Source organism: Limnohabitans sp. B9-3, assembly GCF_002778325.1.
Taxonomy (GTDB): Bacteria; Pseudomonadota; Gammaproteobacteria; order Burkholderiales; family Burkholderiaceae_C; genus Limnohabitans; species Limnohabitans kasalickyi.
Genome location: NZ_NESI01000002.1, coordinates 36040 through 56748 on the forward strand (window position 1 = coordinate 36040; position 20709 = coordinate 56748).

General features: G+C 54.6%; 18 protein-coding genes. 8 read left to right on the forward strand and 10 right to left on the reverse strand.

Annotation, left to right across the window (positions count from 1 at the left end; genetic code table 11):
- The first annotated feature begins 32 nt into the window (after positions 1-32).
- Genes B9Z42_RS03035 through B9Z42_RS03045 form a run of 3 tightly spaced genes read left to right on the forward strand, consistent with a single transcriptional unit; the run spans position 33 to position 4302 of the window.
- Entirely contained in the window at positions 33-671 is a 639-nt protein-coding gene (locus B9Z42_RS03035) for an ABC transporter ATP-binding protein (RefSeq protein WP_233203508.1), read from the forward strand.
- Positions 668-3202 (forward strand): FtsX-like permease family protein, encoded by a 2535-nt coding sequence (locus B9Z42_RS03040; RefSeq protein ID WP_100131882.1) that lies wholly within the window; start codon positions 668-670, stop codon positions 3200-3202. The genes B9Z42_RS03035 and B9Z42_RS03040 overlap by 4 nt, the downstream gene beginning before the upstream one ends.
- A 5-nt stretch (positions 3203-3207) precedes the next feature.
- Positions 3208-4302, forward strand: a complete 1095-nt coding sequence (locus B9Z42_RS03045; RefSeq protein WP_100131883.1) for a lipocalin-like domain-containing protein — start codon at positions 3208-3210, stop codon at positions 4300-4302.
- A 22-nt stretch (positions 4303-4324) separates the two neighbouring features.
- Here the strand turns inward: B9Z42_RS03045 and B9Z42_RS03050 are convergent, their stop codons facing one another.
- The 8 genes from B9Z42_RS03050 to B9Z42_RS03085 all read right to left on the reverse strand — a co-directional run bounded on the left by B9Z42_RS03050 (position 4325) and on the right by B9Z42_RS03085 (position 11316).
- A complete protein-coding gene (locus B9Z42_RS03050) occupies positions 4325-4684 on the reverse strand; it encodes a phosphate-starvation-inducible protein PsiE (RefSeq protein WP_100132264.1) in 360 nt (119 codons plus the stop codon).
- 37 nt (positions 4685-4721) lie between these two features.
- Entirely contained in the window at positions 4722-5318 is a 597-nt protein-coding gene (locus B9Z42_RS03055; protein ID WP_100131884.1) for an LON peptidase substrate-binding domain-containing protein, read from the reverse strand.
- A 28-nt stretch (positions 5319-5346) separates the two neighbouring features.
- The gene (locus B9Z42_RS03060; protein WP_100131885.1) at positions 5347-6270 is read right to left on the reverse strand and encodes an ABC transporter ATP-binding protein; all 924 of its coding nucleotides are present in this window, start codon (positions 6268-6270) and stop codon (positions 5347-5349) included.
- Positions 6267-7046, reverse strand: coding sequence for an ABC transporter permease (locus B9Z42_RS03065; RefSeq protein ID WP_158235893.1), 780 nt, complete (start codon positions 7044-7046; stop codon positions 6267-6269). The genes B9Z42_RS03060 and B9Z42_RS03065 overlap by 4 nt, the downstream gene beginning before the upstream one ends.
- Positions 7046-8584, reverse strand: a complete 1539-nt coding sequence (gene crtI / locus B9Z42_RS03070) for a phytoene desaturase family protein (RefSeq protein WP_100131887.1) — start codon at positions 8582-8584, stop codon at positions 7046-7048. The genes B9Z42_RS03065 and crtI overlap by 1 nt, the downstream gene beginning before the upstream one ends.
- 21 nt (positions 8585-8605) lie before the next feature.
- On the reverse strand, positions 8606-10549 hold the full coding sequence (locus B9Z42_RS03075; RefSeq protein ID WP_100131888.1) for a methyl-accepting chemotaxis protein: 1944 nt from the start codon (positions 10547-10549) through the stop codon (positions 8606-8608).
- 176 nt (positions 10550-10725) lie between these two features.
- A complete protein-coding gene (locus tag B9Z42_RS03080; RefSeq protein WP_100131889.1) occupies positions 10726-11055 on the reverse strand; it encodes a BON domain-containing protein in 330 nt (109 codons plus the stop codon).
- 81 nt (positions 11056-11136) lie between these two features.
- Positions 11137-11316, reverse strand: a complete 180-nt coding sequence (locus tag B9Z42_RS03085) for a CsbD family protein (RefSeq protein ID WP_369806828.1) — start codon at positions 11314-11316, stop codon at positions 11137-11139.
- 196 nt (positions 11317-11512) lie between these two features.
- On the opposite strand from B9Z42_RS03085, the gene B9Z42_RS03090 reads away from it, so the two are divergent.
- On the forward strand, positions 11513-12166 hold the full coding sequence (locus B9Z42_RS03090; protein ID WP_100131890.1) for a cupin domain-containing protein: 654 nt from the start codon (positions 11513-11515) through the stop codon (positions 12164-12166).
- A gap of 10 nt (positions 12167-12176) precedes the next feature.
- Here B9Z42_RS03090 and B9Z42_RS03095 read toward each other — a convergent pair whose 3' ends face one another.
- Positions 12177-12641 carry an Lrp/AsnC family transcriptional regulator gene (locus B9Z42_RS03095; RefSeq protein ID WP_100131891.1) on the reverse strand — a complete coding sequence of 155 codons (465 nt, stop codon included), beginning with the start codon at positions 12639-12641 and terminating at the stop codon, positions 12177-12179.
- A gap of 105 nt (positions 12642-12746) precedes the next feature.
- Here B9Z42_RS03095 and mdeB point away from each other — a divergent pair, with 105 nt between their 5' ends.
- A complete protein-coding gene (gene mdeB, locus B9Z42_RS03100; RefSeq protein WP_100131892.1) occupies positions 12747-15392 on the forward strand; it encodes an alpha-ketoglutarate dehydrogenase in 2646 nt (881 codons plus the stop codon).
- Here the strand turns inward: mdeB and B9Z42_RS03105 are convergent.
- A complete protein-coding gene (locus tag B9Z42_RS03105; protein WP_158235894.1) occupies positions 15367-16131 on the reverse strand; it encodes a helix-turn-helix domain-containing protein in 765 nt (254 codons plus the stop codon). The genes mdeB and B9Z42_RS03105 overlap by 26 nt on opposite strands.
- A 93-nt stretch (positions 16132-16224) precedes the next feature.
- Between B9Z42_RS03105 and B9Z42_RS03110 the strand changes: the two genes are divergently transcribed.
- From B9Z42_RS03110 to B9Z42_RS03120, 3 genes are all read left to right on the forward strand, one after another.
- Entirely contained in the window at positions 16225-17100 is an 876-nt protein-coding gene (locus B9Z42_RS03110) for an AEC family transporter (protein ID WP_100131894.1), read from the forward strand.
- A gap of 31 nt (positions 17101-17131) precedes the next feature.
- Entirely contained in the window at positions 17132-17827 is a 696-nt protein-coding gene (locus B9Z42_RS03115) for a glutathione S-transferase family protein (RefSeq protein ID WP_100131895.1), read from the forward strand.
- A 152-nt stretch (positions 17828-17979) separates the two neighbouring features.
- On the forward strand, positions 17980-20694 hold the full coding sequence (locus tag B9Z42_RS03120) for a pitrilysin family protein (RefSeq protein WP_158235895.1): 2715 nt from the start codon (positions 17980-17982) through the stop codon (positions 20692-20694).
- Positions 20695-20709 lie beyond the last annotated feature (15 nt).

The following is a 20709-nucleotide window of genomic DNA, read 5'->3' on the forward strand; positions in this document are numbered from 1 at the left end:
TTTAGTTGATGGCCGTTTTAAGTTTAATTTCTGTGGGGCACGCCTACGCGTCCGATGAGTGGCTCTTTCAAGGCCTCGACTTTGAGTTGGCACAGGGCGAACATGTGGCGATTCAGGGCACGTCGGGCTGTGGCAAGTCCACTTTGCTCAACATCATGGCTGGTCTGGAAGTGCCCAGCCGTGGCGAAGTGTGTTGGTCAGACCAGCCCACCTCGGCTTGGACGGCCGAGCGGCGGCGTGCTTGCCGTCAGTCCGAGATGGGTTTTGTGTTTCAAGCATTTCATTTACTGCCGCACTTGTCAGCGTTACAAAACGTCATGGTGCCTTGCTTGTTGGGTGGGCAATCTGGTCCAACCAGTGCTGCGGCTGCCCGGTCACTGCTGTGCGACCTGGGCATGCAAAAACGCTTGGATGCCAAGCCGACCAGCCTGTCGGGTGGCGAACAACAACGTGTGGCCCTGGCGCGTGCCTTGGTGCATCACCCCAAAGTGGTGTTTGCGGACGAGCCCACGGGAAATCTGGACACCACAACGGCAGCCAACACCCTGGGCTTGCTGATTGAGTTGTGTACAGCGAGGCAGACCAGTCTGGTCGTCGTCACCCATTCCGACGACGCCGCGCAAGCCATGGGTAGAACTTTGCACTTGACACCTCAGGGTTTGGTTTCTTGAACTTGAAGGGCCAACAGCTGCTGTTTGTTTGGTTGCTCAAAGGCGCCTCGGTCCAGGCCTGGGTGAGATGGTTGGTCGCGCTCACCATGGTGGCCATCGGGGTGATGCTGGCCGTTGCCATTCACACCGTCAACCACTCGGCATTGGCTTCGTTTGGTCAGGCCTTAGACACGGTGAATGGGCAAGCTTCCGCCCAGTTGGTCGCGCCCTTGGGCGACATCGATGACCGTCAAATTGATGTCTGGGACAGCCGCCGCGCTGCTTTAGGCATACGCACGGTCAGCCCTGTGTTGGTGGTGAGGACCGACCGCTTGACGGTGCTTGGCCTTGATTTTTTCAAGGCTGCTTCTGTGTCAGCTTCTTTGATGCCCAGCGTGGCGGATGGGGGCGCAGATTTGTTCAATGCCAAGGCCTTGTTTTTATCCGCGGCGGCTTTCCAAGCCTTGAAGGTGCGTGTGGGTGACACCCTGGTTTTGCAGCATGGCCCCGAGTCAGTTTCTTTGTTGGTGGCGGGTGAGGTGCCTGGTGCAGCCTCTCAAGTCATTGGCGTGATGGACATTGGCAGTGCGCAATGGGCGTTCAATCGGCTGGGTGTGGTGTCGCGCTTAGACCTGCGCTTGGAAGACGGGCAAACCCCGCAAGGCCTGAGAGTCGCCTTGCAAGCACAGTCCGAAACGCTTCAGATGGTGGCCACGCAAGACCGCGACCGCCGCATGTCCTTGCTCTCGCGGGCTTACCGCGTCAACCTTTCCGTGTTGGCCATGGTGGCTTTGTTGACGGGTGGTTTTTTGGTGTCGACCGCGGTCAACTTGTCGATCGTTCGTCAGCGCTCGGAACTGGCCTTGCTGGGGGTGTTGGGCGCGAGCGAGGCTTGGCTGCGCCGGTTCGTTTGGGCGCAGGGTGGTTTGATTGGCGCCATGGGCGGGTTGTTGGGTGTGGGCATGGGCCTGTTGCTTGCATCGGTTTTGATGCACTGGTTTGGTGGCGACTTAGGCGGCAATTACTTTGCCAGCAGCCAGCCGCCTTTGGTGATTGACTGGTCGGTCATGGCTGTTTTGGCGCTGGCTTCCACGCTGATGGGGCTGGCTTCAGCGTGGCTCCCTTTGTTGCAAATCAATTGGCGCCAACCTATGTCGGTGTTGCGTGCGGGCCAAGCTGAAACGCTGGTGTTCACACCGCCCACGCGGAAATGGAGCTTCGTGGCAGTGAGCCTATCTTTTGCTTTGCTGTTGCTGCCCAGTTTGGACGAATTGCCGTGGGCCGCTTACGCCTCGATTGCCGCTTTGCTTTGTGCGGGATTGCTGGCTATGCCCTGGGTGTTGGCCCAGCTTTGGGGTGGACTGTCGCGCGCATTGGCGCGTTCGCATGTGCCTGCTATTTTTCGATTGGCTGCTTGGCGCTTGGCGCAGGCGCCGTCAGCGGCCACGCCGTTGATCACAGGCACGGTGGCCGCGTTTTCACTGACCGTGGCCATGATGGTGATGGTCAGCAGCTTTCGCACCTCGGTTTCAGATTGGTTGAGCATGGTGCTGCCCGCCGACCTCTACACCAGCAGCCAAGCCATGGCGGATCAGCCTGGCTTTGATGCCAAGGTGCAAGCACGAATTGCCGCTGTGCCTCACGTTCAGCGGGTGGAAACCAGCCGACAAAGAAACTTGCGCTTGGGGTATGACCGCCCTGAGGTGGTTTTATTGGCCAAGCCTTTGAATCTGCAGGACCCTATCCAGTCTGTGGCTTTGGTAGGGTTGGCAAAGTTGCCACTACAAGATGGTCAAAGCAGGGTGGTGGTGTTTGGCTCTGAGGCCATGGCGGATGTGTATGGGTGGCGTGCCGGCCAAGAGGCCTCGTTGCCCTTGGCCGGTCAAGGTCAACAAAAGGTGTGGGTGGGAGGACTGTTCAGAGACTACGGTCGCCAGCACGGCACGGTGGTGATGTCTACCCCCGACTATGAGCGGTTAACCGGTGACCGATCTCGCTCTGGCGTTTCCGTGTGGTTGGTCAACGATGCAGACCCTGCCAAGGTCATGGCACAGATTCAAGCCCAAGTGCCTGAACTGGACCACTTGAAATGGATCAGTGCCAGCGATGTGCGGCAGCTTTCACTCAAAATCTTTGACCGCAGTTTCGCGATGACTTACGCACTCGAAGCGGCTGCCTTGTTTGTGGCCTTGTTTTCGGTGGCCGCTGGCGTCACGGGGCAGCTGATTTTGCGTCGCCGTGAGTTTGGCGTGTTGGCGCATTTGGGCATGTCGGCGTCAGACCGTTGGCGCTTGGTGTCGTTGGAGGTGGGCTTCTTGCTGTTGGTGGCCGTCGCATGGGCCAGTTTATTAGGGGGCTTGATCAGCCAGATCTTGATTCACAAAGTCAATCCGGAGTCTTTTCACTGGACCATGAACACCCACTTCGCTGTGGGGCAATGGGCGCTCATCAGTGGTTTGTTGCTGGCGATTGGCGTGTTGACGGCGCGGTGGGCCGCACGTCAGGGACTTGACCATCAACGTTTGGCCGAAAGCCTGCGCGCAGATTGGTAAACCGTATGACACCTCGCAGACACGCGATTCAAACTGCCGCATTTTTGCTGGCAGGGCTTTCACCTTGGGCTCCAGCCTTAGCGGCCACCGAGGGTGCGTTTTATCCACCCGCTAAGCCAAGGCGCTTGGTTTTTCCAAGGGACTACGGCGCGCATCCCGAGTACCGCACCGAGTGGTGGTATTTGACCGGGTGGTTGGGGCAAGGGCCCTCGGCCATCGGATTTCAGCTGACCTTTTTTCGCAGTCGAACCCAGCATGCGATGGACAACCCCAGTCGCCTTGCCCCGCAACAGTTGCTGTTTGCGCATGCGGCATTGGCGGTTGCCAAACAAGATGTGTTCTTGCACGCCAACCGTGCCGGGCGTCTCAGCGGTACATCCTTGCGTGCTGAAACGGCAGACACGAATGTGCAGTTCGAAGATTGGCACTTACGGCGTGTGCAACGCGCGGCCGCAGAAGTCTATGAGGGGCGATTTGCAGGGGAGGGGTTCTCCATGTCCTTTCAAGCCAGTACCCAACGACCCGTCATCTTGCGCGGCCAAGACGGTTTGTCGCAAAAAGGCCCCCAAGCTGACCAAGCGAGCTACTACTACAGCCGCGCGCCTTTGCGCTTGAATGCCCGTGTGCAGTTGGGCCAACAGACGCAAGTGCTGGAGGGTCAAGCGTGGCTGGACCACGAATGGTCCAGCCAATTGTTGATGCCAGGGGCCGTGGGTTGGGACTGGTTGGGCATCAATTTGCTGGATGGCGGCACGCTGATGGCTTTTCAAATCCGCAACAACAAATCAGAGCCGCTTCACGCGCATGTGGATGCACGCGATCGCGATGGGCTGCCCGCCAAAGGGTGGCATGGGCTGAGGTGGCAACCGCGGGGAAGCTGGCGCTCCAAGTCATTGATTGAATACCCCATCCCCATGGACTTAGTGGTAGGTGGCCAACGTTTCAGTCTTGTGCCGCTGATGCTGGCGCAAGAGGTGGACGCCCGCGCCAGCACGGGCGGCTTTTACTGGGAGGGGGCAGTCAGCCTGATGCAAGGTGAGCGCTTGCTGGGCCATGGGTATTTAGAGCTGACCGGATACGGTGCCCCTTTGCGCCTGTGAAGTCACACCGAAAGAACCCCAGTCAATCTCGGTCTTGCAAATGGCTGATCACCCAACAAGCCACCGCAATCAGCAAAATAGAGCCACTTTCATACAGAAGGATGGAAGGGTCTCCGTCTTTGCCTTGAAGGATGATGAGACGACTCAATGCCGTCATGGCAATGATCAAAGGTATGGTGATTGGAATTCGATGGCTGCTGTAGAAAGCGCCAAGCATGCCCAAAACTTCTGCATAGATGAACATCAGCAGTAAGTCCTTCAGCGCAACGCTACGTTGCTCGATCAGCACCATGACTTCTTGAACCATGGCGCCGACTGTAAAAAGGGCGATCGTGACCAGAAAACATTTTTCAGTCATGTCAATCATGCGTTTAATCAGCATCGAAATCTCCTGTTTCAGTGGTGTCGTTTCAACATTGTTACGCCAAGAGCGCATCGACGTCTTGCAATCTTTTTAAGGGATCAAGTTCGCGTAACAGTTCAAGTTTCTTTTCAACATCGATGTCCATGGCTTCTGCGTACCGGTTGGCTACCCAGCCACATTGGTCTAGAAGATAGGGTTGAAAGATGGGTAGCTGTTGGCTTTGTCCTTGCTGCTGAGCGCGGGCGATGACTTTGCCGAGTCGATCAGCGTGCGGCTGAAGGGATGTGGGCAGTTCAATATCAGGGTCGTTAGGTAGGTACGAGAAGTCACCTTGCCAGACACCGAACGGACCCGCTTGTGTGTCATGCAACTCAAAGCGAGCGCCACCTTGGCAGGTGACGAGAAACAAGTTGGGTTGAACTTGCTGAAAATGGCGGATGTGTGCCACGCAGCCGAAGCCGTGCAACAAAGGCACCTCGCCTGGCACCTGGACCTCGCTGCCTTTTTTCAGCCAAACCACACCAAAAGGAAGTCCTTGTTGGTGGCAACGTTTGATCAAGTCCAGATAGCGAACTTCGAAGATTTGCAGCGACAGCATGCCATCCGGAAACAAGCCATGTGACAGGGGGAAAAGTGGAATTTTGTCTCTCATGGTGTTGTTGTATTTTTTCAGTTTGGCGCTAGCCTAGCAACGGACTGTCACCAACAAGCTCAAGATAGGCATCTTCTAGGGTGACGGGTTGAACACTCACGCCGCTCACTTGTGTGCCGTCTAGTGCGTCAAGAATTTCTCGCAAGCCCAAGTTTTGCGGGAGTAAAAGACGCATCTGCCCCGCGTGTTGGCGAACTGTCCATCCCAGATCTAAGGCTCGTTGCATGATGGCTTCGTTGTCTTCAGCTTGCACCTTGGCTACCGCTTGGCCAGGGATGCGGGCCAACAGTTCAGGCACGCTGCCCTCTGCCACGACTTTGCCGCTGCGCATCATCGCAACCCGTCTGCACAGACGCTCGGCCTCGGCAAGGTGATGGCTGGTTAACAAGATGGTGGTGCCACTGTCGCGCAAGCCTTCGATCAGACGCCACAGGTCCATGCGTGCTTCTAAATCTACAGCCGCTGTGGGCTCGTCCAGCACCAGTAACTTGGGTCGGTGTATCAAGGCCACGGCGAGGTGAAGCCGTTGTTGCCACCCCCCTGAGAGTTGACCCACTCGGGTGCTTGCGAATTTTTCCAGCTCGAACCTGTGCATCAGCTCTGCCACCCTTTGTTTGCGCTCCATCTCAGTCAGGCCATAAAGGCGGGCAAAAAAGTGCAGGTTTTCAGCGGGCAACAAATCGGGGTACAGGGCACTGTGCTGCGTACACACGCCGACCAGTCCGCGTGCGCGATAACCCAGTTCGTTCAGTGGCTCACCCATCAGGCGCACCTGCCCAGTGTCAGGGGCGAGTAGCTTGCAAACGATGTTCAGAACCGTCGACTTGCCACACCCATTGGGGCCGAGTAGACCCACCACCTCACCTTGCTCTACCCGCAAGCTAAACCCGTCTAGGACTTGGCGATCGCCAAACCACTTGTGAACATCATCGATGTGGAGGGCTGCTGTCATTTGGATTTCTCCACGCCCAGTAGGTGCCGATACGACTGGATGCCCAAAGCCAGTGACAGCCCGCAAAACACAAACAGAAAAGTCACTTCAAAGCGCAGTTCAGCCCAGCCCATGCCATACGCCGCCACACCTTTGAAGGCTTGGTTCATGTGCAGCATGGGGTTGATGTGTGCCACGGCTTGCATGCCTTGGGGCATGATTTCGAGCGGGAAAAAGGTGCCACCCAACACCAGCAAAGGCACACCAATCGCCGATAACGCCACCACCACTTCTTCGCTGCGTCTGGCAAAGCGTGCGCCCAAGAAAAATCCCATACCCACGTAGGCAAACACGGAGAGCAGCAAAATCAATCCGCCTAAGAAAAGGCTGCCGTGGTACTTGACGCCAATGGCCAGAGCAATGCTGTACAGCATGACCACTTGCATCAAAGCCAACAACAACTGTGCAATGACAACCCCCAAAAAATACGCGGCGGGGTGCAGGGGTGTGGTCAGCAAGCGAGGCAGGGTGCCGCGTTCACGTTCTGCAGCAATCACCGCAACGGTGCCGCCCAAGCAGCTGAAGAAAAGCGCGGCACCCACCAAAATGCCAGCTGCCGCTGCATCCAGGCCTGCACGCATGCTGTCGTTGTGGGCGTAGACCAAACCGAAGAGCAGCATCATCGTCGATGGGAAAACAGCCCAAAAGATCAGCCCCCGCTTTTGCCGCCATTGCTCCAGCAATAGCCGTTGCGCCACAGCAAGTGTTTGTTCGATCAAAAGACGGCTGCTGGACATCATGAAGAAGGTTTGAAAGTCGCTGGATCAGGCAGCACGGTCTCTAGGGCTTTTGCCGACATCAGCACACCGGGTATGCCTGCACCTGGGTGGGTGCAGGCACCCACCATGAACAGGTTTTGAATGTCTTCGCTTCGGTTGTGCGGTCTGAACCAAGCGCTTTGCAAAAGAATAGGTTCAAGCCCAAAGGCGGCGCCTTGGTAAGAGAGCAGGGTGTCTTGAAAGTCTTGCGGTGTGGTCATGAACGAGACCGTCAGATGCTCGCTTAAATTGGGCAGAACCGTCGCTTCCAACGCTTGCGCAATGGCAGCACGGTAAGGCTCTGCTTGGCTAGCCCAGTCTGTGCCGCTTTTCAAGTTGGGGACGGGTGCCAGCACATAAAAGCTATCGCAACCTTGAGGCGCCATGGCTGAATCGGTGGCTGTTGGGCGATGCAAGTAAAGGCTGAAATCGTCGGCCAGATGGTAGTTTTTGAAGATGTCTTCCAACAACGCTTCATAACGCGGGCCCAGCAGCATCATGTGATGGGGCACGTCGTCAAAACGTTTGTTGGTGCCAAAGTACCAAACAAACAGACTCATGGAATATTTGCCCTTCTCGACCTTGGCGTTGGTCCACACTTTGCGGTGTTTCGAGTCGATCAGGTTTTTATAGGTCCAAGCCGCGTCGGCATTGCAAACCACGATATCAGCAGCAATGGTTTCGCCGGTGGCCAGAGTGACGCCATAAGCGCGTCCCTCTGCGACATCGATGCGGCGAACTTCAGCGCCTGTGCGCAGACTGCCACCCATGCCCTCCATCACATCCACCAAGCCTTTCACCAAAGCCCCTGTGCCGCCCATGGCCCAGTGCACACCAAAACGCCTTTCCAGCGCATTGATCAGTGAGTAGACGCAGGTCACAGAAAATGGATTGCCACCAATCAAAAGCGACTGAAGGCTCAAGGCTTGGCGCAGCTTAGGGTGTTGGATATGCGTGGCGACCATCGCATGCAGGCTTCGCCAGCCTCTCATGCGCACAATAGACGGCACAGCTTTCAACAGTTCGCCAATGCTCTCAAACGATTGGCAGCTGAGGGTGTCAAAGCACAGTTCTAAACACAGGTCTGCTTCCGCCAAGAAGGCGGCATATCCGGGACCCGCCGTAGGGTCGATGCGCAGGACTTCAGCGCGCATGCGCTCAGGGTCTCCGCTGTAATTGAAGTGGTCACCATCGTCGAAGCGGATTCGGTAATAAGGGTCGAGCAAACGCAATTCGACATCATCCGCAAGTTTGCGCCCACCTAGGCGCCACAACTCTTCCAACAAGTGTGGCACGGTGACGATCGTCGGGCCAGCATCAAAGATGTGACCGTCGACATGGTGGACGCGGGCACGGCCGCCTGGCTCATCTAACTTCTCGAGCACCTGCACGCGCCAACCTTTGGCGCATAAGCGAACAGCAGCCGCCAAGCCGCCAAAACCGCTGCCAATGACCAGTGCGAAAGGGGCATTGGCATCTGCCTTGCGGAAAGGCTGCTCTGTGGCGCTGGTTTTCATCGGGATCTAACCGATTCGCTGTTAGTTTTTAAAATTTGACAGACTTTGGCGCGTTGAGTCAGCGATCTTTGAGAGCTCCATGACCGAGGCCGTGATTTCCTCACTCGCGCTGGCATTGGATCGAGCAATGGCGTCGAGGTTCTCTAAGTTGGCGGCTATTTCTTGTACAGCGCTGTTTTGCTGCTCGATCGCCGATGAGATTCTCATCAGAAAACCATTGGAAGCGCTGGAGGCGCCATCAATTTTTGACATTTCAGCGGCGACTTCTTGGACCGTTTTGACAGCTTTTTCCGTATCGACAACCGCCTTTTCAATCAGCTGTTTGATCTCTTTGGCGTTTTGCGCACTGATGGTGGCCAATTTGCCAACCTCATCCGCCACGACACTGAAGCCCTTGCCATGCTCACCCGCTCTGGCCGCTTCAATGGCCGCATTGAGCGACAGCAAATTGGTTTTATTGGCAATGTCTTCGATGATGCCGGTGATCTTGTTGATCTTCTTTGAGTTGTCTGAAATGCTGTGAACGACGTCGACCATTTCAGTCATTTTGTCTCGCGAGTGAAGGACAACCTCCATTGAGAATTTGGACTCAATCGACGCAGACTCAGTATTCCTCGAAACATCTTCAATCGCTTGTGATGCTTCTTTGACAGCAATCACGATTTGCGAAATGGCGTGCGTTTGGTTGATCGCGCCATCACTCACCTGATTCAGGGCAATGCTGGATTGGCTGGCAGCAGCAGCAACTTGCTGTGCGTTGTGATTGAGCGCTTTCATCACGCCACCCAAAGCCTCAAGTGACACGTTGGTGTTGTTCTTGAGACGATCCAAGTCACCTGCGGCTGCAACCACAACACGACCTCTCAAATCACCCGTTGCCAAATTGGACATGACTTGGCCCAGCTCGTTGATGAGCGTCTCCATCGATTGCATGGTGACATCCACCGTCAATCTGATGTCGCCTTTGACGTCGCTGGACATGCGTTGACTGAAATCACCCTTTTGCAGGGCTTGCATCACTTCAGTTAAAGCATTCATGGTCACAAAAACACTGGTGGCACATTGATTGACTGCGATCTTCATGGTTTGAAGATCGCCGCTCATCGCCGTCTTGACCTGACGTGAAAAATCACCTTGTGCAATAGCACCAGCGACTTGATTAACCTCGGTGATGGCGGCTTGCTGGCGCGCCAGCATTTCGTTGAATACCGCTGCTGTTTGCCCAAGTTCGTCTTTTGAAACGTTGTTGACCCTGAGGTTGAAATCGAAATTTTTACCCACGTTGGTGATGACGTCTTGAATGTTTTTCAGTGGCCTTGTGATGGATCCAGTGATGACCCAAGATATCAATACCGTAAATAAAATGGCTGCCGTGGAGATGATGAGCATCCACACCTCACCCAGATTTCCGTCAGAAATAGCTTGAGCGGCAAATTGGGTGATGGATTCATTTTGAATGGCAATGAAATCCTCGATGGCATGGATGTACTGAGCTTGTACGGGCAATATCTCGCTGATCAGGTAAGCGCCGCTGGTGGCGGCATCTTTGCTTTTGATCAGGTTGACCAGCTGGTCTTGTTTTTCGCGGTAGGTGTTTCTCAGCGTTTCTAATTTTGCGAGTGCAGCTTTTCCTTCTGCCGTACTAACACTTGCAGTTAACGCATCAATGGCTTGAGCTGTTAATCTTTTGGACTCGGTTACCTTGGCTAACTCGTCGTCAACAATCTTTGGGTCTAACGAGATAATCGCCGTGCGTATGGCGCGTGCCTGACGGTTCATCTCATTTTCGACGGTGTTCGCGAGTTGGACCTTAACCATTCGATCTTTGACGATCAAATTTAAATCATGGTTGATCGAGCGGATTTCGAAAATACCAATCACTGTTACCAAGATTAGAAAAACGACGACGACGAGGAAAGATACCCCCAAGCGAAGGCCTATGAGCGTGTTTTGAATCTTGTTCATAATTAAATGGTTTTCAGTGAAATTTTATTAGTAGTATTAAATGTTTGGTATACAGACCCATATTAATATTATTAATAAAAAATTTATACGAACACACTTTAGCCCATGGCTCGAAAGCTTGAATTACGTAGGGCTAATGGGTTCGGCAGCGGACGAATTGATTGCAAGATTTCCGTCTAACGTGGCGACACAGTCAAATTGTTGTGAACTGCACGGACCGCTTTCACCTTGCTTGCCAAGTCCGTGGCTCTGTTGGATTCTCCCTGGCTGTTGACAGACCCCGTTAAGTCCACAACGCCGTGATCTGTTCTGACACTGATGTCACGCCCCTTGACCAGCTTGTCCTCCGCAAAGGCTGCTTTGACCTTGGCTGTGATGGTTGCATCGTCCACGTACTGACCAGGGGTGTCGGTTGTGGTGTCTTTGGCGGTGGCTTGCATCGGGCTCAATAGCGCGCCCAACAGTGCGCCCGACAAAAACAAAGTGCTTGCAAATTTAGTGATCATGATTGTTCCAATAAGTTGGCTGTCGCCGTTTTGACGACAGCTGGATAAGCGTTGGGTGTTTAGCTTTCACGCAAGAAGGTTTTAGGCCTTGCTGATGCTCGACTTGATGTCGCCGACTTTCGCTTGAACAACGCCAACGTTTTTCTGGATCGCGCCCTTGAGCTCAAGCTCTTTGTTGCCGACGGCTGCCCCAACGACCTCTTTCACTTTGCCCACAGCTTGGTCGGCACGTCCTTTGACTTGGTCTTTGTTGATACTCATGGTGAACCCCTTAGAAAGTTGATCGACTTGATGCCGACATGTGACGAAAATCACACACCTGCAGGCTAGTGAATGAACATCCTTTGGTCTGTGCGCCGGCGAACTCACTTTGAAACGGCAACGCCCCTTGCAGAGCCATGCATAAAGTTGACTAACATGGGTTTTTGTTATCTTTTAAATTGAGCATTTCATACCCATGAATATCCATGCTGATTACAGTCAAAGGGTGGTGATCCATCACCATGATTTGCCTTGGATTCCGAGTCCCCAGTCTGGGGTGGACAGACGAATGCTTGAGCGCCTAGGGGGCGAGGTGGCAAAAGCCACATCCATCGTTCGCTATCAGCCAGGATCCAAATTTCAAGCGCATCAACATGATTTTGGCGAAGAGATCTTGGTTTTAGACGGGGTATTCAGTGACGAGACGGGTGACTATCCCGCTGGCACTTACCTGATGAATCCACCCGGCTCGTCTCATGCGCCGTTCAGTGAGCTGGGCTGCACCCTGTTTGTGAAGTTGCGTCATCTGGGGCCCGACCAAGAGGTGCGAGAAGTCGTTGACACGACAACGGCCACTTGGCACCAAGGCATGGTGCCCGGTCTAAAGGTCATGCCGTTGATGCAGCAGGGCAGTGGCTCGACGTTAGTTCGATGGGCTCCGCAAACATTTTTCAATCCACACAGGCATTTCGGTGGTGAAGAAATCTTTGTGGTCGACGGTGTTTTTGAAGACGAGCACGGTCGCTACCCTGCCGGATCTTGGATTCGAAGCCCCCATTTGAGTTTGCACCAGCCTTTTAGCAAAGAGGGTTGCACGATTTTTGTGAAAACGGGGCATCTGCTGAGTTAGTGGGCCACGCTCAGTTGGGCAGCGGCAAAGCCGTTTTGTAACGCACTTGTTTCAACGCAAAGCTGGAACGGATTTTTTCAATGCCCGGGATCGGGGTGAGCTGCTCCAGGATGAATTTTTCCAAGGCGGTGATATCGGCTATGGCGACGCGAATCAGGTAATCGCTGTCGCCCGTCATCAGGTAACACTCCATCACCTCGTCGTGTTCGGCGATGCGCTGCTCAAACTCGGCCAAGGCAGATTTGGACTGCTCTTTCAAGCTGATCGAAATGAACACCGACAAATTCAACCCCAGTTTCTTGGGGTCGACCAAGGCCACATAACGCCCAATCACGCCACTCGCCTCGAGCGCTTTGACGCGTGTCAAACAAGGGGAGGGAGACAAATGCACCCTGCGCGCCAACTCGATGTTGGTGAGCGAGCTGTCTTGTTGCAATTCCGTCAAGATGCGCAGATCCGTGCTGTCTAAATTCATTTTGTGCTTCTTATGCGGGTATTTGAGGCATTTTATGCTGCGTGGTTGTCTTTTCTCCCCAAAAACGACACCCTATTTGGCGCATTATTTTTTACAGTTGATGCCATGACCGATCACAGCCATCCCCCCTTTTTAGTCACTGCCAACGGCGATGTGGACCCCGCCGAAACTGCCGAATGGCGCGATGCCTTTTTGGCATTGCTGGCCGCAGAAGGGCCTGAGCGCGCGCGCTTCGTGTTGGACAACTTGGTGCAACTCGCCAACACCGCCAACGTGCAGTGGCAGCCCGAGTTGACCACGCCTTATGTGAACACCGTAGCCGTGCATGAGCAGCCTGTCTTTCCGGGTGACTTGGCGATGGAAGAGCGTTTGGGGTCGTTGATGCGATGGAATGCGTTGGCCATGGTGGCGCGGGCCAATGCGGCGTATGGGGAATTGGGCGGGCACATTGCCAGCTATGCCAGCGCTGCCGATTTGTTTGAGGTCGGGTTCAACCATTTCTTTCATGCGCGCGATGCTGCGCATGGGGGTGATTTGGTGTTTTTTCAGCCACATAGCGCACCGGGCGTTTATGCACGCGCTTTTTTGGAAGGGCGCTTGAGTGAGGCCGATTTGTCGTATTACCGCCAAGAGATCACGGCCCCAGACGGCGTGCGCGGACTGAGCAGCTATCCCCATCCTTGTCTGATGCCTGATTTTTGGCAGTTCCCCACGGGCTCCATGGGTATTGGCCCCATCAGCTCGATCTACCACGCGCGCTTCATGCGCTACCTCACACACCGTCAGTTGCAAGACTGCAGTGCACGCAAGGTCTGGGGCGTGTTTGGGGACGGCGAGATGGATGAGCCCGAGAGCATGAGTGCCTTGACCTTAGCTTCACGTGAAAAGCTCGACAACTTGGTGTGGGTGGTGAACTGCAACTTGCAGCGCTTAGATGGCCCTGTGCGTGGCAACGGTCGCATCATTGATGAGTTGGAGCGTTTGTTCCGCGGTGCGGGGTGGAACGTCATCAAACTCGTGTGGGGCAGCGACTGGGATGGCTTGTTTGCACGCGACGTCACAGGCGCTTTGGTACGCGCTTTTGCCGACACGGTCGATGGCCAGATGCAAACCTTCGCGGCCAAAGACGGGCGTTTCAACCGCGACACGTTCTTTGGTCAAAACGAAGAGTTGGCCCGTTTGGCCCAAGGTATGACGGACGAGCAGATCGACCGACTCAAGCGCGGCGGCCACGACTTGGTCAAAATTCATGCGGCCTATGCGGCTGCCGCCAACCACCAAGGTCAGCCCACCGTGATTTTGGCGCACACCAAAAAAGGCTATGGCATGGGCGAGGCAGGGCAGGGCAAGATGACCACCCACAGCCAAAAGAAGCTCGACGAGACGGCCTTGATCGAATTTAGAAACCGTTTCAATCTGCCCTTGACCGACGCGCAGGCCACCCAGTTGGCGTTCTTCAAGCCGGCGGACGATTCGGACGAAATGCGCTACCTGCATGCGCAGCGCCAACGATTGGGCGGCTACATGCCTCAGCGGCTCACCCAAGCCGATGTGGTGCCCGTGCCCGTCATTGGCCAATATGCCAACTTCGCGCTCAACGCGGCGGGCAAAGAAATGTCCACCACCATGGCCTTTGTGCGCATGTTGGCCAACTTGCTCAAAGACCCACAGTTGGGGCCGCGCATTGTGCCCATCGTGGCTGATGAGGCCCGCACCTTTGGCATGGCCAACTTGTTCAAGCAGGTCGGCATTTATTCCAGCGTGGGGCAGCGTTACGAGCCCGAGGACATTGGATCGGTGTTGAGTTACCGCGAAGCCATGGACGGTCAAATTTTGGAAGAAGGCATCAGCGAAGCCGGCGCCATTGCCAGTTGGACTGCGGCTGCCACCAGCTACAGCGTGCATGGATTGGCCATGCTGCCCTTCTATATTTACTACTCGATGTTCGGGTTTCAGCGTGTGGGCGACGCCATTTGGGCGGCGGCCGACCAACGCGCCCGAGGTTTCTTGCTGGGTGCCACGTCGGGGCGCACCACCTTGGGCGGTGAAGGCCTGCAGCACCAAGATGGCAGCAGCCATTTGGTGGCAGCCACCATTCCCAATTGCCGCGCTTATGACCCTGCGTATGCGGGCGAGATGGCGGTCATCGTGGACCACGGCATGCGTGAAATGTTGCAGGAGCAACGCGATGTTTTCTATTACGTCACCTTGATGAATGAAAACTACGCACAACCCGATTTGCCTGCCGGCGTGGAGACCGATGTGATTCGTGGTTGTTACAAGTACAAAACACTCACACCACTCAACCCCACCGGCCAGCGCGTGACCTTGATGGGCTCAGGCGCCATCTTGACCGAGGTTGTCAAAGCGGCAGAGCAATTGGCTGAGCAAGGCATTGCCAGTGATGTGTTCAGTGTCACCAGCTGGAGTGAATTGGCGCGCGACGGCATGGCCTGCGATGCGCGCGAATTGGCCGATGAGCCTGCCAACATCACGTCATTTGTGACGCAGAAATTGGCGCAAAGCGAGGGGCCCATCCTCGCCGCGACAGACTATGTGCGTGCCGTGCCTGAGAGCATCCGCGCTTATGTCCCCGCAGGTCGTCAGTACATGAGCTTGGGTACCGATGGTTTTGGTCGGAGTGACACGCGAGCAGCTTTGCGTGCTTTCTTCCAAGTGGATGCGGCCAGTATTGTGAAAGCCGCGCGCCATGCCTTAAAGCCCACTAAGCACGGCGGCCCAAGGCCCTAGATAAGGTGGAAGGGCTGGCGTAGCCAGTTCGCGCCGCAATCTGTTTCAAACCGATGCCGGTCTGCACCAATTGCCGCGCTGTGGCGAGCCGTAAATTTTCCAAATACTTTCCCGGTGACACCTGCATCACGTTTTTGAAATACGTGGCAAACGAGGTTCGCGACATGCCAGCCAAGTTTGCCAACAGCTCCAAGGTCCACGGGTGAGCGGGTTTGGTATGCATCGCAACCAAGCTTCTTGCAATGCGCGGGTCTGACAAGGCTTGAAACAGTCCGGTGCCTTGTTGCGGCCGAGACGTGAGGTGTCGCATCAAGCTGACCCACAAGATATCGCCCGCCCGATTGATGAAGAAGGGTTGGCCACACCGGCTGGCCTGCATTTCATGGGCAATCAACATCATGACTTGCACAAGCGATGGGTCCGCGTTCTTCATCTCAATAGAAATGGGTTGTGAGATTTCCGCTAAAAAGCCAGGCCCCATAGGGCCATCAAAAACCACGTCAAAACTCATGAAGCATTGCTGATCGGCTTCAAGAGTGTCTTGCAGAGAGTGAGCCGCGGGGCAAACCAGCAGCGACAAGCTGTCGGGTTGAATGCCCGAGGCGCCGTTTAAGGCGTGCTCAGTTTGAGCCGTTTTGATGATGTGTAACGAAAACCCATCGGGCTGGGCTGCCAATGTCACTTTCGGGCTGAGACCTTCCAGCAAGGCCGTGAGTCGATCTAATCGGGGGGCATCCATTTGTACGAATTGCAAATTTATATGTACGAATTGTTGCATTAAGTGCTGGATACTGCCATTGGTTCTAGTTTTTCCACCAAGGAGTGAGGGTCCATGTTTTCAAAAATTGCATCCATCACGCTTCCCATCTTTACCTTGGTGTTGGTCGGCTTTTTTTACAGCCGACGCGTCAAACCGGACTTGGGTGGCGCCAACAAACTGGTCGTCGATGTCGCACTGCCTGTGTTGATTTTTATATCGCTGTCTGCCAAATCGTTTGATCCGATATCTGCCTTGTCATTCACGGGGGCATCCATCTTGTTGATTTTTCTCAGTGGATTGATCGCTTGGCCGTTGGCAAAGTTCTCAGGTGCAAGTGCGCAAGCGTTTTTGCCTTGCGCCATGTTCACCAATGTTGGACCCATTGGCATCCCATTGATTGCCCTGGCCTATGGGCCAGAGGGCATGGCCACCGCCGTGGTCTTGCTGGTGATCTCCAACATCTTGCATTTCACGCTGGGTGCTGGGGTGATGAGCGGCAAAGTTGACTGGCGCATGGTGTATGCCAACCCACTGGTTTGGGCCACGGTGCTGGGTGTGGCCAGTTCTCAGTTGCAGTGGGTGCTCCCGACATGGGTTGAAACCTCTTGCACCATGATTGGTAGTGTGTTGGTCCCCATGATGTTGATGTCGCTTGGGGCACGACTTGCCAGCAGCCAAGTGGCAGACGCTTGGGTGGGCGTGCAGTCAGGCGTACTCATACTGCTTATTAGACTCATGGCTGTCTTTGTGGCCCTGTGGCTCATTCCCTTACAAGGGCTGGAGCGGGGCGCCTTGATTTTGTTTGCCTGTTTGCCGTCTGCGGTGTTCAATTTCATGCTCGCTGACAAATTTCAGGTGGAGCCCAACAAAGTAGCGTCTACCGTCATCGTCGGACATGTGTTGAGCTTGGTGTTTCTACCGCTCGGTATTTGGCTGGCATTCATTTAGTTTTTTCATCCACACCTCAAAGGTATCCGTCATGATCAAGTTTTATTTCCATCCTTCGCCCAACCCGCTGAAGATTGCGTTGTATCTGGAAGAGACAGGCGAGCCCTACGAGCTCATTCCGGTGGACACGCGCAAAGGCGAACAGCACGCCGAAGCCTTCAAGGCCATCAACCCCAATGCCAAGACGCCGGCCATGCTGGACGACGAGGTTCGAGTTTTTGACAGCAATGCCATGTTGCTTTATTTGGCTGAAAAAGTTGGCAAGTTTGTGCCTGCCAACACGCCAAAGAACAAAGCCGAGATGTACTCATGGCTGATGTTGGTGGCCACGGGCATTGGCCCTTACTGTGGTCAGGCCGTTCACTTCAAACACTTCGCACCAGAGCCCAAAGCGTACGCCGTGAATCGCTATGACTTTGAAGCATGGCGTCATTGGCACCTCATCAACGACCACTTGGCCAATCAGCCTTACATGATGGGCGATGACTACACGATGGTTGACATGTCCGTGTGGGGCTGGGCTCGTGTCGTACCTTTTGTCTTGGGTGCAGACGCATGGGAAAAACTCCCCCACGTCAAACGCTTGCTGGATGAGATCAATGCACGTCCCGCGGCGCAACGCGCTGAAGCCTTGAAGACGAAGTTTGCTTTCAAAACCGAAATGGACGAAGACGCGCGCAAAAAGCTTTTCCCGTCGAACGAACGCCTCAAAGCCGCAGAGGCATGACGGACGATTGACTTTGAACATTGCGCCCAACACTCGCAAACCATCCGAACTTGGGCATGCGCCTCAAGTCGGCTGTGAGTCAATTGGTAAAAGGGAGGCTTAGGTGCAATGGTTGCGCAGAATCATCATTGATTGAAGGTAAGCTGCAGACGATGAAACGTTCCCTCCTACTTTGCCTGACGACTTGGTGCTTGCTTTGCGCCACCGCTTTTGCGCCATTGAAGGCAGCGCCACTCGCTCGCCCAGATGCACAAGCCGGTGGTATCTCGTCCTACACCTTAGCCAACGGCTTCAAGGTCATCCTCATTCCTTACTCTTCAGCGCCTAACACCCGCGTTGAGTTGCTGGTCAGGTCTGGCAGCAAGCTCGAAGGTTATGGCGAAACAGGCATGGCGCATTTGTTGGAGCACATGCTTTTCAAAGGGGCAGGGGATCGTCAAAACATCAAGGACGACCTGACCAAGCTTGGCGCGCGTTACAACGGCACGACCTCGCAAGATCGAACCAACTATTTCGAGACCGTGGATGCAGATCCTCAAAAAATAGACCAACTGATTCACCTCGAAGCCGACCGATTTATTCGCGCACGGTTCACGGCGGCCGACTTGGCGAGTGAGATGACGGTGGTTCGCAACGAACTCGAAAACTCGGAAAAAGAACCCTCTCAACTGGTGCTCAGTGCGTTAGCGCGCCATGGTTTCAATTGGCATGGTTATTCACGTTCAACGATTGGGTCTCGCAGTGACATCGAAGGCGCATCGTTCGCTGCGTTGCAAGCGTTTCATCGCAAACATTACCGTCCAGACAATGCCGCGCTGATTATTTCTGGCAAGTTCGAACCTCAAAGAGTGCTTGCTTTAGCAAGTCGACTTTTTGCAGTGGCCAAAAATCCACCGCTCGAAAGACCTGCAAACTGGACCCTAGAAAGTCCGCAGACCGCCATCACCAAATCCGAAATTTCCTTGTCCGCCGGAACGACGATTGCCGCCAGCGCTTGGAAGCTCCCCGGCGTCAAAGAGCGCGATGCCCACGCGCTTGACTTGGCTGCAGCCACGGTGTGCGACGCCGATTGGGGCAGCTTGCGCAAAGACATCGTGCTAGAACGTCAGTTGGCGGTGTCTGCCAGCTGCTTTACGTGGAATCAAACCGACTATGGACGGTTGATTTCGTTTGCAAAAGCAGATCAAAAAGCCAATGCCGATGTGTTGTCTCAAGAGGTGGTTCAACATATTCAAAACGCAGCAGCACGGGGTGTTTCACAAGAGCAGCTGGATCGTGCGCGACTGTCTGAGCTCAATAGATTTCAAAATGCACTGACGTCCCACGAAGCCGTTGCGCGGCTTGTTTCTGAGGCGGAAGCGGCCGGTGACTGGCGCTTGTTTTTGTGGGAGCGTGATGTGATCACGTCTGTGACGCTTGAAGAGGCCAACGTCGCACTTAAAAAGTGGCTCGTGCCTTCCAACAGAAACGACGTGATGCTCAGACACGCCGAAGCTTCGTCGCCTCTGGTGTTTCCAAAGCCCACCAGCGCTGAGGAGCGAGTCAAGGGGCAGGCATGGCCCAATCTCTTGTCTGCCGCCGATCCAGCACCGACGAGCCTGCTCGAGATCGCAAAATCGACGGTTCGTTTTGATCTTGAGGGGCAGAACGTGAAGGTGGCACTCATCCAGCGTCAAACCCAGGGGGACAGGGTGTGGTTGTCGTTTGAAAACGACTTCGGCAATTTCGAACAGCTCAAGAACCGAAAAACTTCTTGCGATGCAGCCGGTGCATTGATGGCTTATGGCGGCAATGGTTTGAACCGCGATGCGTTGAGTGCTCGCATGGAAAAGTTGCAAGCAATTTGGCAAGTGAACTTGGCAGGTCTTTATCTCGAAGTGCCTCGCAAAAACTTTGCCGAGGCGTTTCAAACGTTGATCGCGAGTTGGGCTGATCCTTTGATGCCTGTTGTCGAATTTGAAAGGTACAAGGCTTCCAGAATTGCGGCCCTAGAGGCGGCTCTGACGAACCCGATCGCGATGGCGGACAACGATGTGCGTTTGAGATTTGACAACTTTCCTGAGGGGCATTGGGGGCAGCCTAAAACCTATCCCAAGCTGATTCAAGAGGTGAAAAACCTCAATTACCAAGCGGTGCGCCAGTGCAGCCAAGACTTTGGCAAGTTGTCGCTGGCACGTATCGGTGTTGTTGGGAACATCGGTGCCGATGACATGAAAGACCTATGGGTCAAAACAGGTCTCAAAAATCCAGCACCATCGACTTATGCGCGTGTTCCGACACCTGCAGCACCCGAGAAGGTAGACGTCACGCAGATCCTTGTGGCACTGCCGGATAAAACCAATGCCAAGGTGACAGGCACGACGGTCGTTCCCATTCAATCCAAGTCAGAGGATTTTCCTGCGCTGCAGCTGGCTGTGTTCGCCTTGGGGGGCAACTCCAGCAGTTTGATTTGGCTGCAGTTGCGAGAGACGGAGGGTTTGGCGTACTCGTCTGGCATGCAGCTTGCCGCTTCTTCTTTTGATGACCGTTCGACCATTCAGCTTTATGCGACAGCCTCTAGTTCAAATGCCGACAAAGCGCTTGCCAGTCTTCAATCCGTCCTGTCGAAAGCTTTGGCTGAAGGATTGACGTCCGAGCAAGTTGAAAAAGCCAAATCAGCTTGGATGCAAAAAAGAAAGGTCTCGTTAGGCGATGAAAGTCAATTTGCATCCATTCTTGTGAATTCTTTGTACGACGGGCGTGACTTCGAAGCCATTGCGAATTTGGACAAGAAGATCGGTGGGGTCAATGCCACACAAGCAACAGCAGCAATTCGAAAATACGTCGACCCATCCAAACTGCTGTGGGCTGTGGGCAAAGGCCAATAACGCGGCAACTGCCTC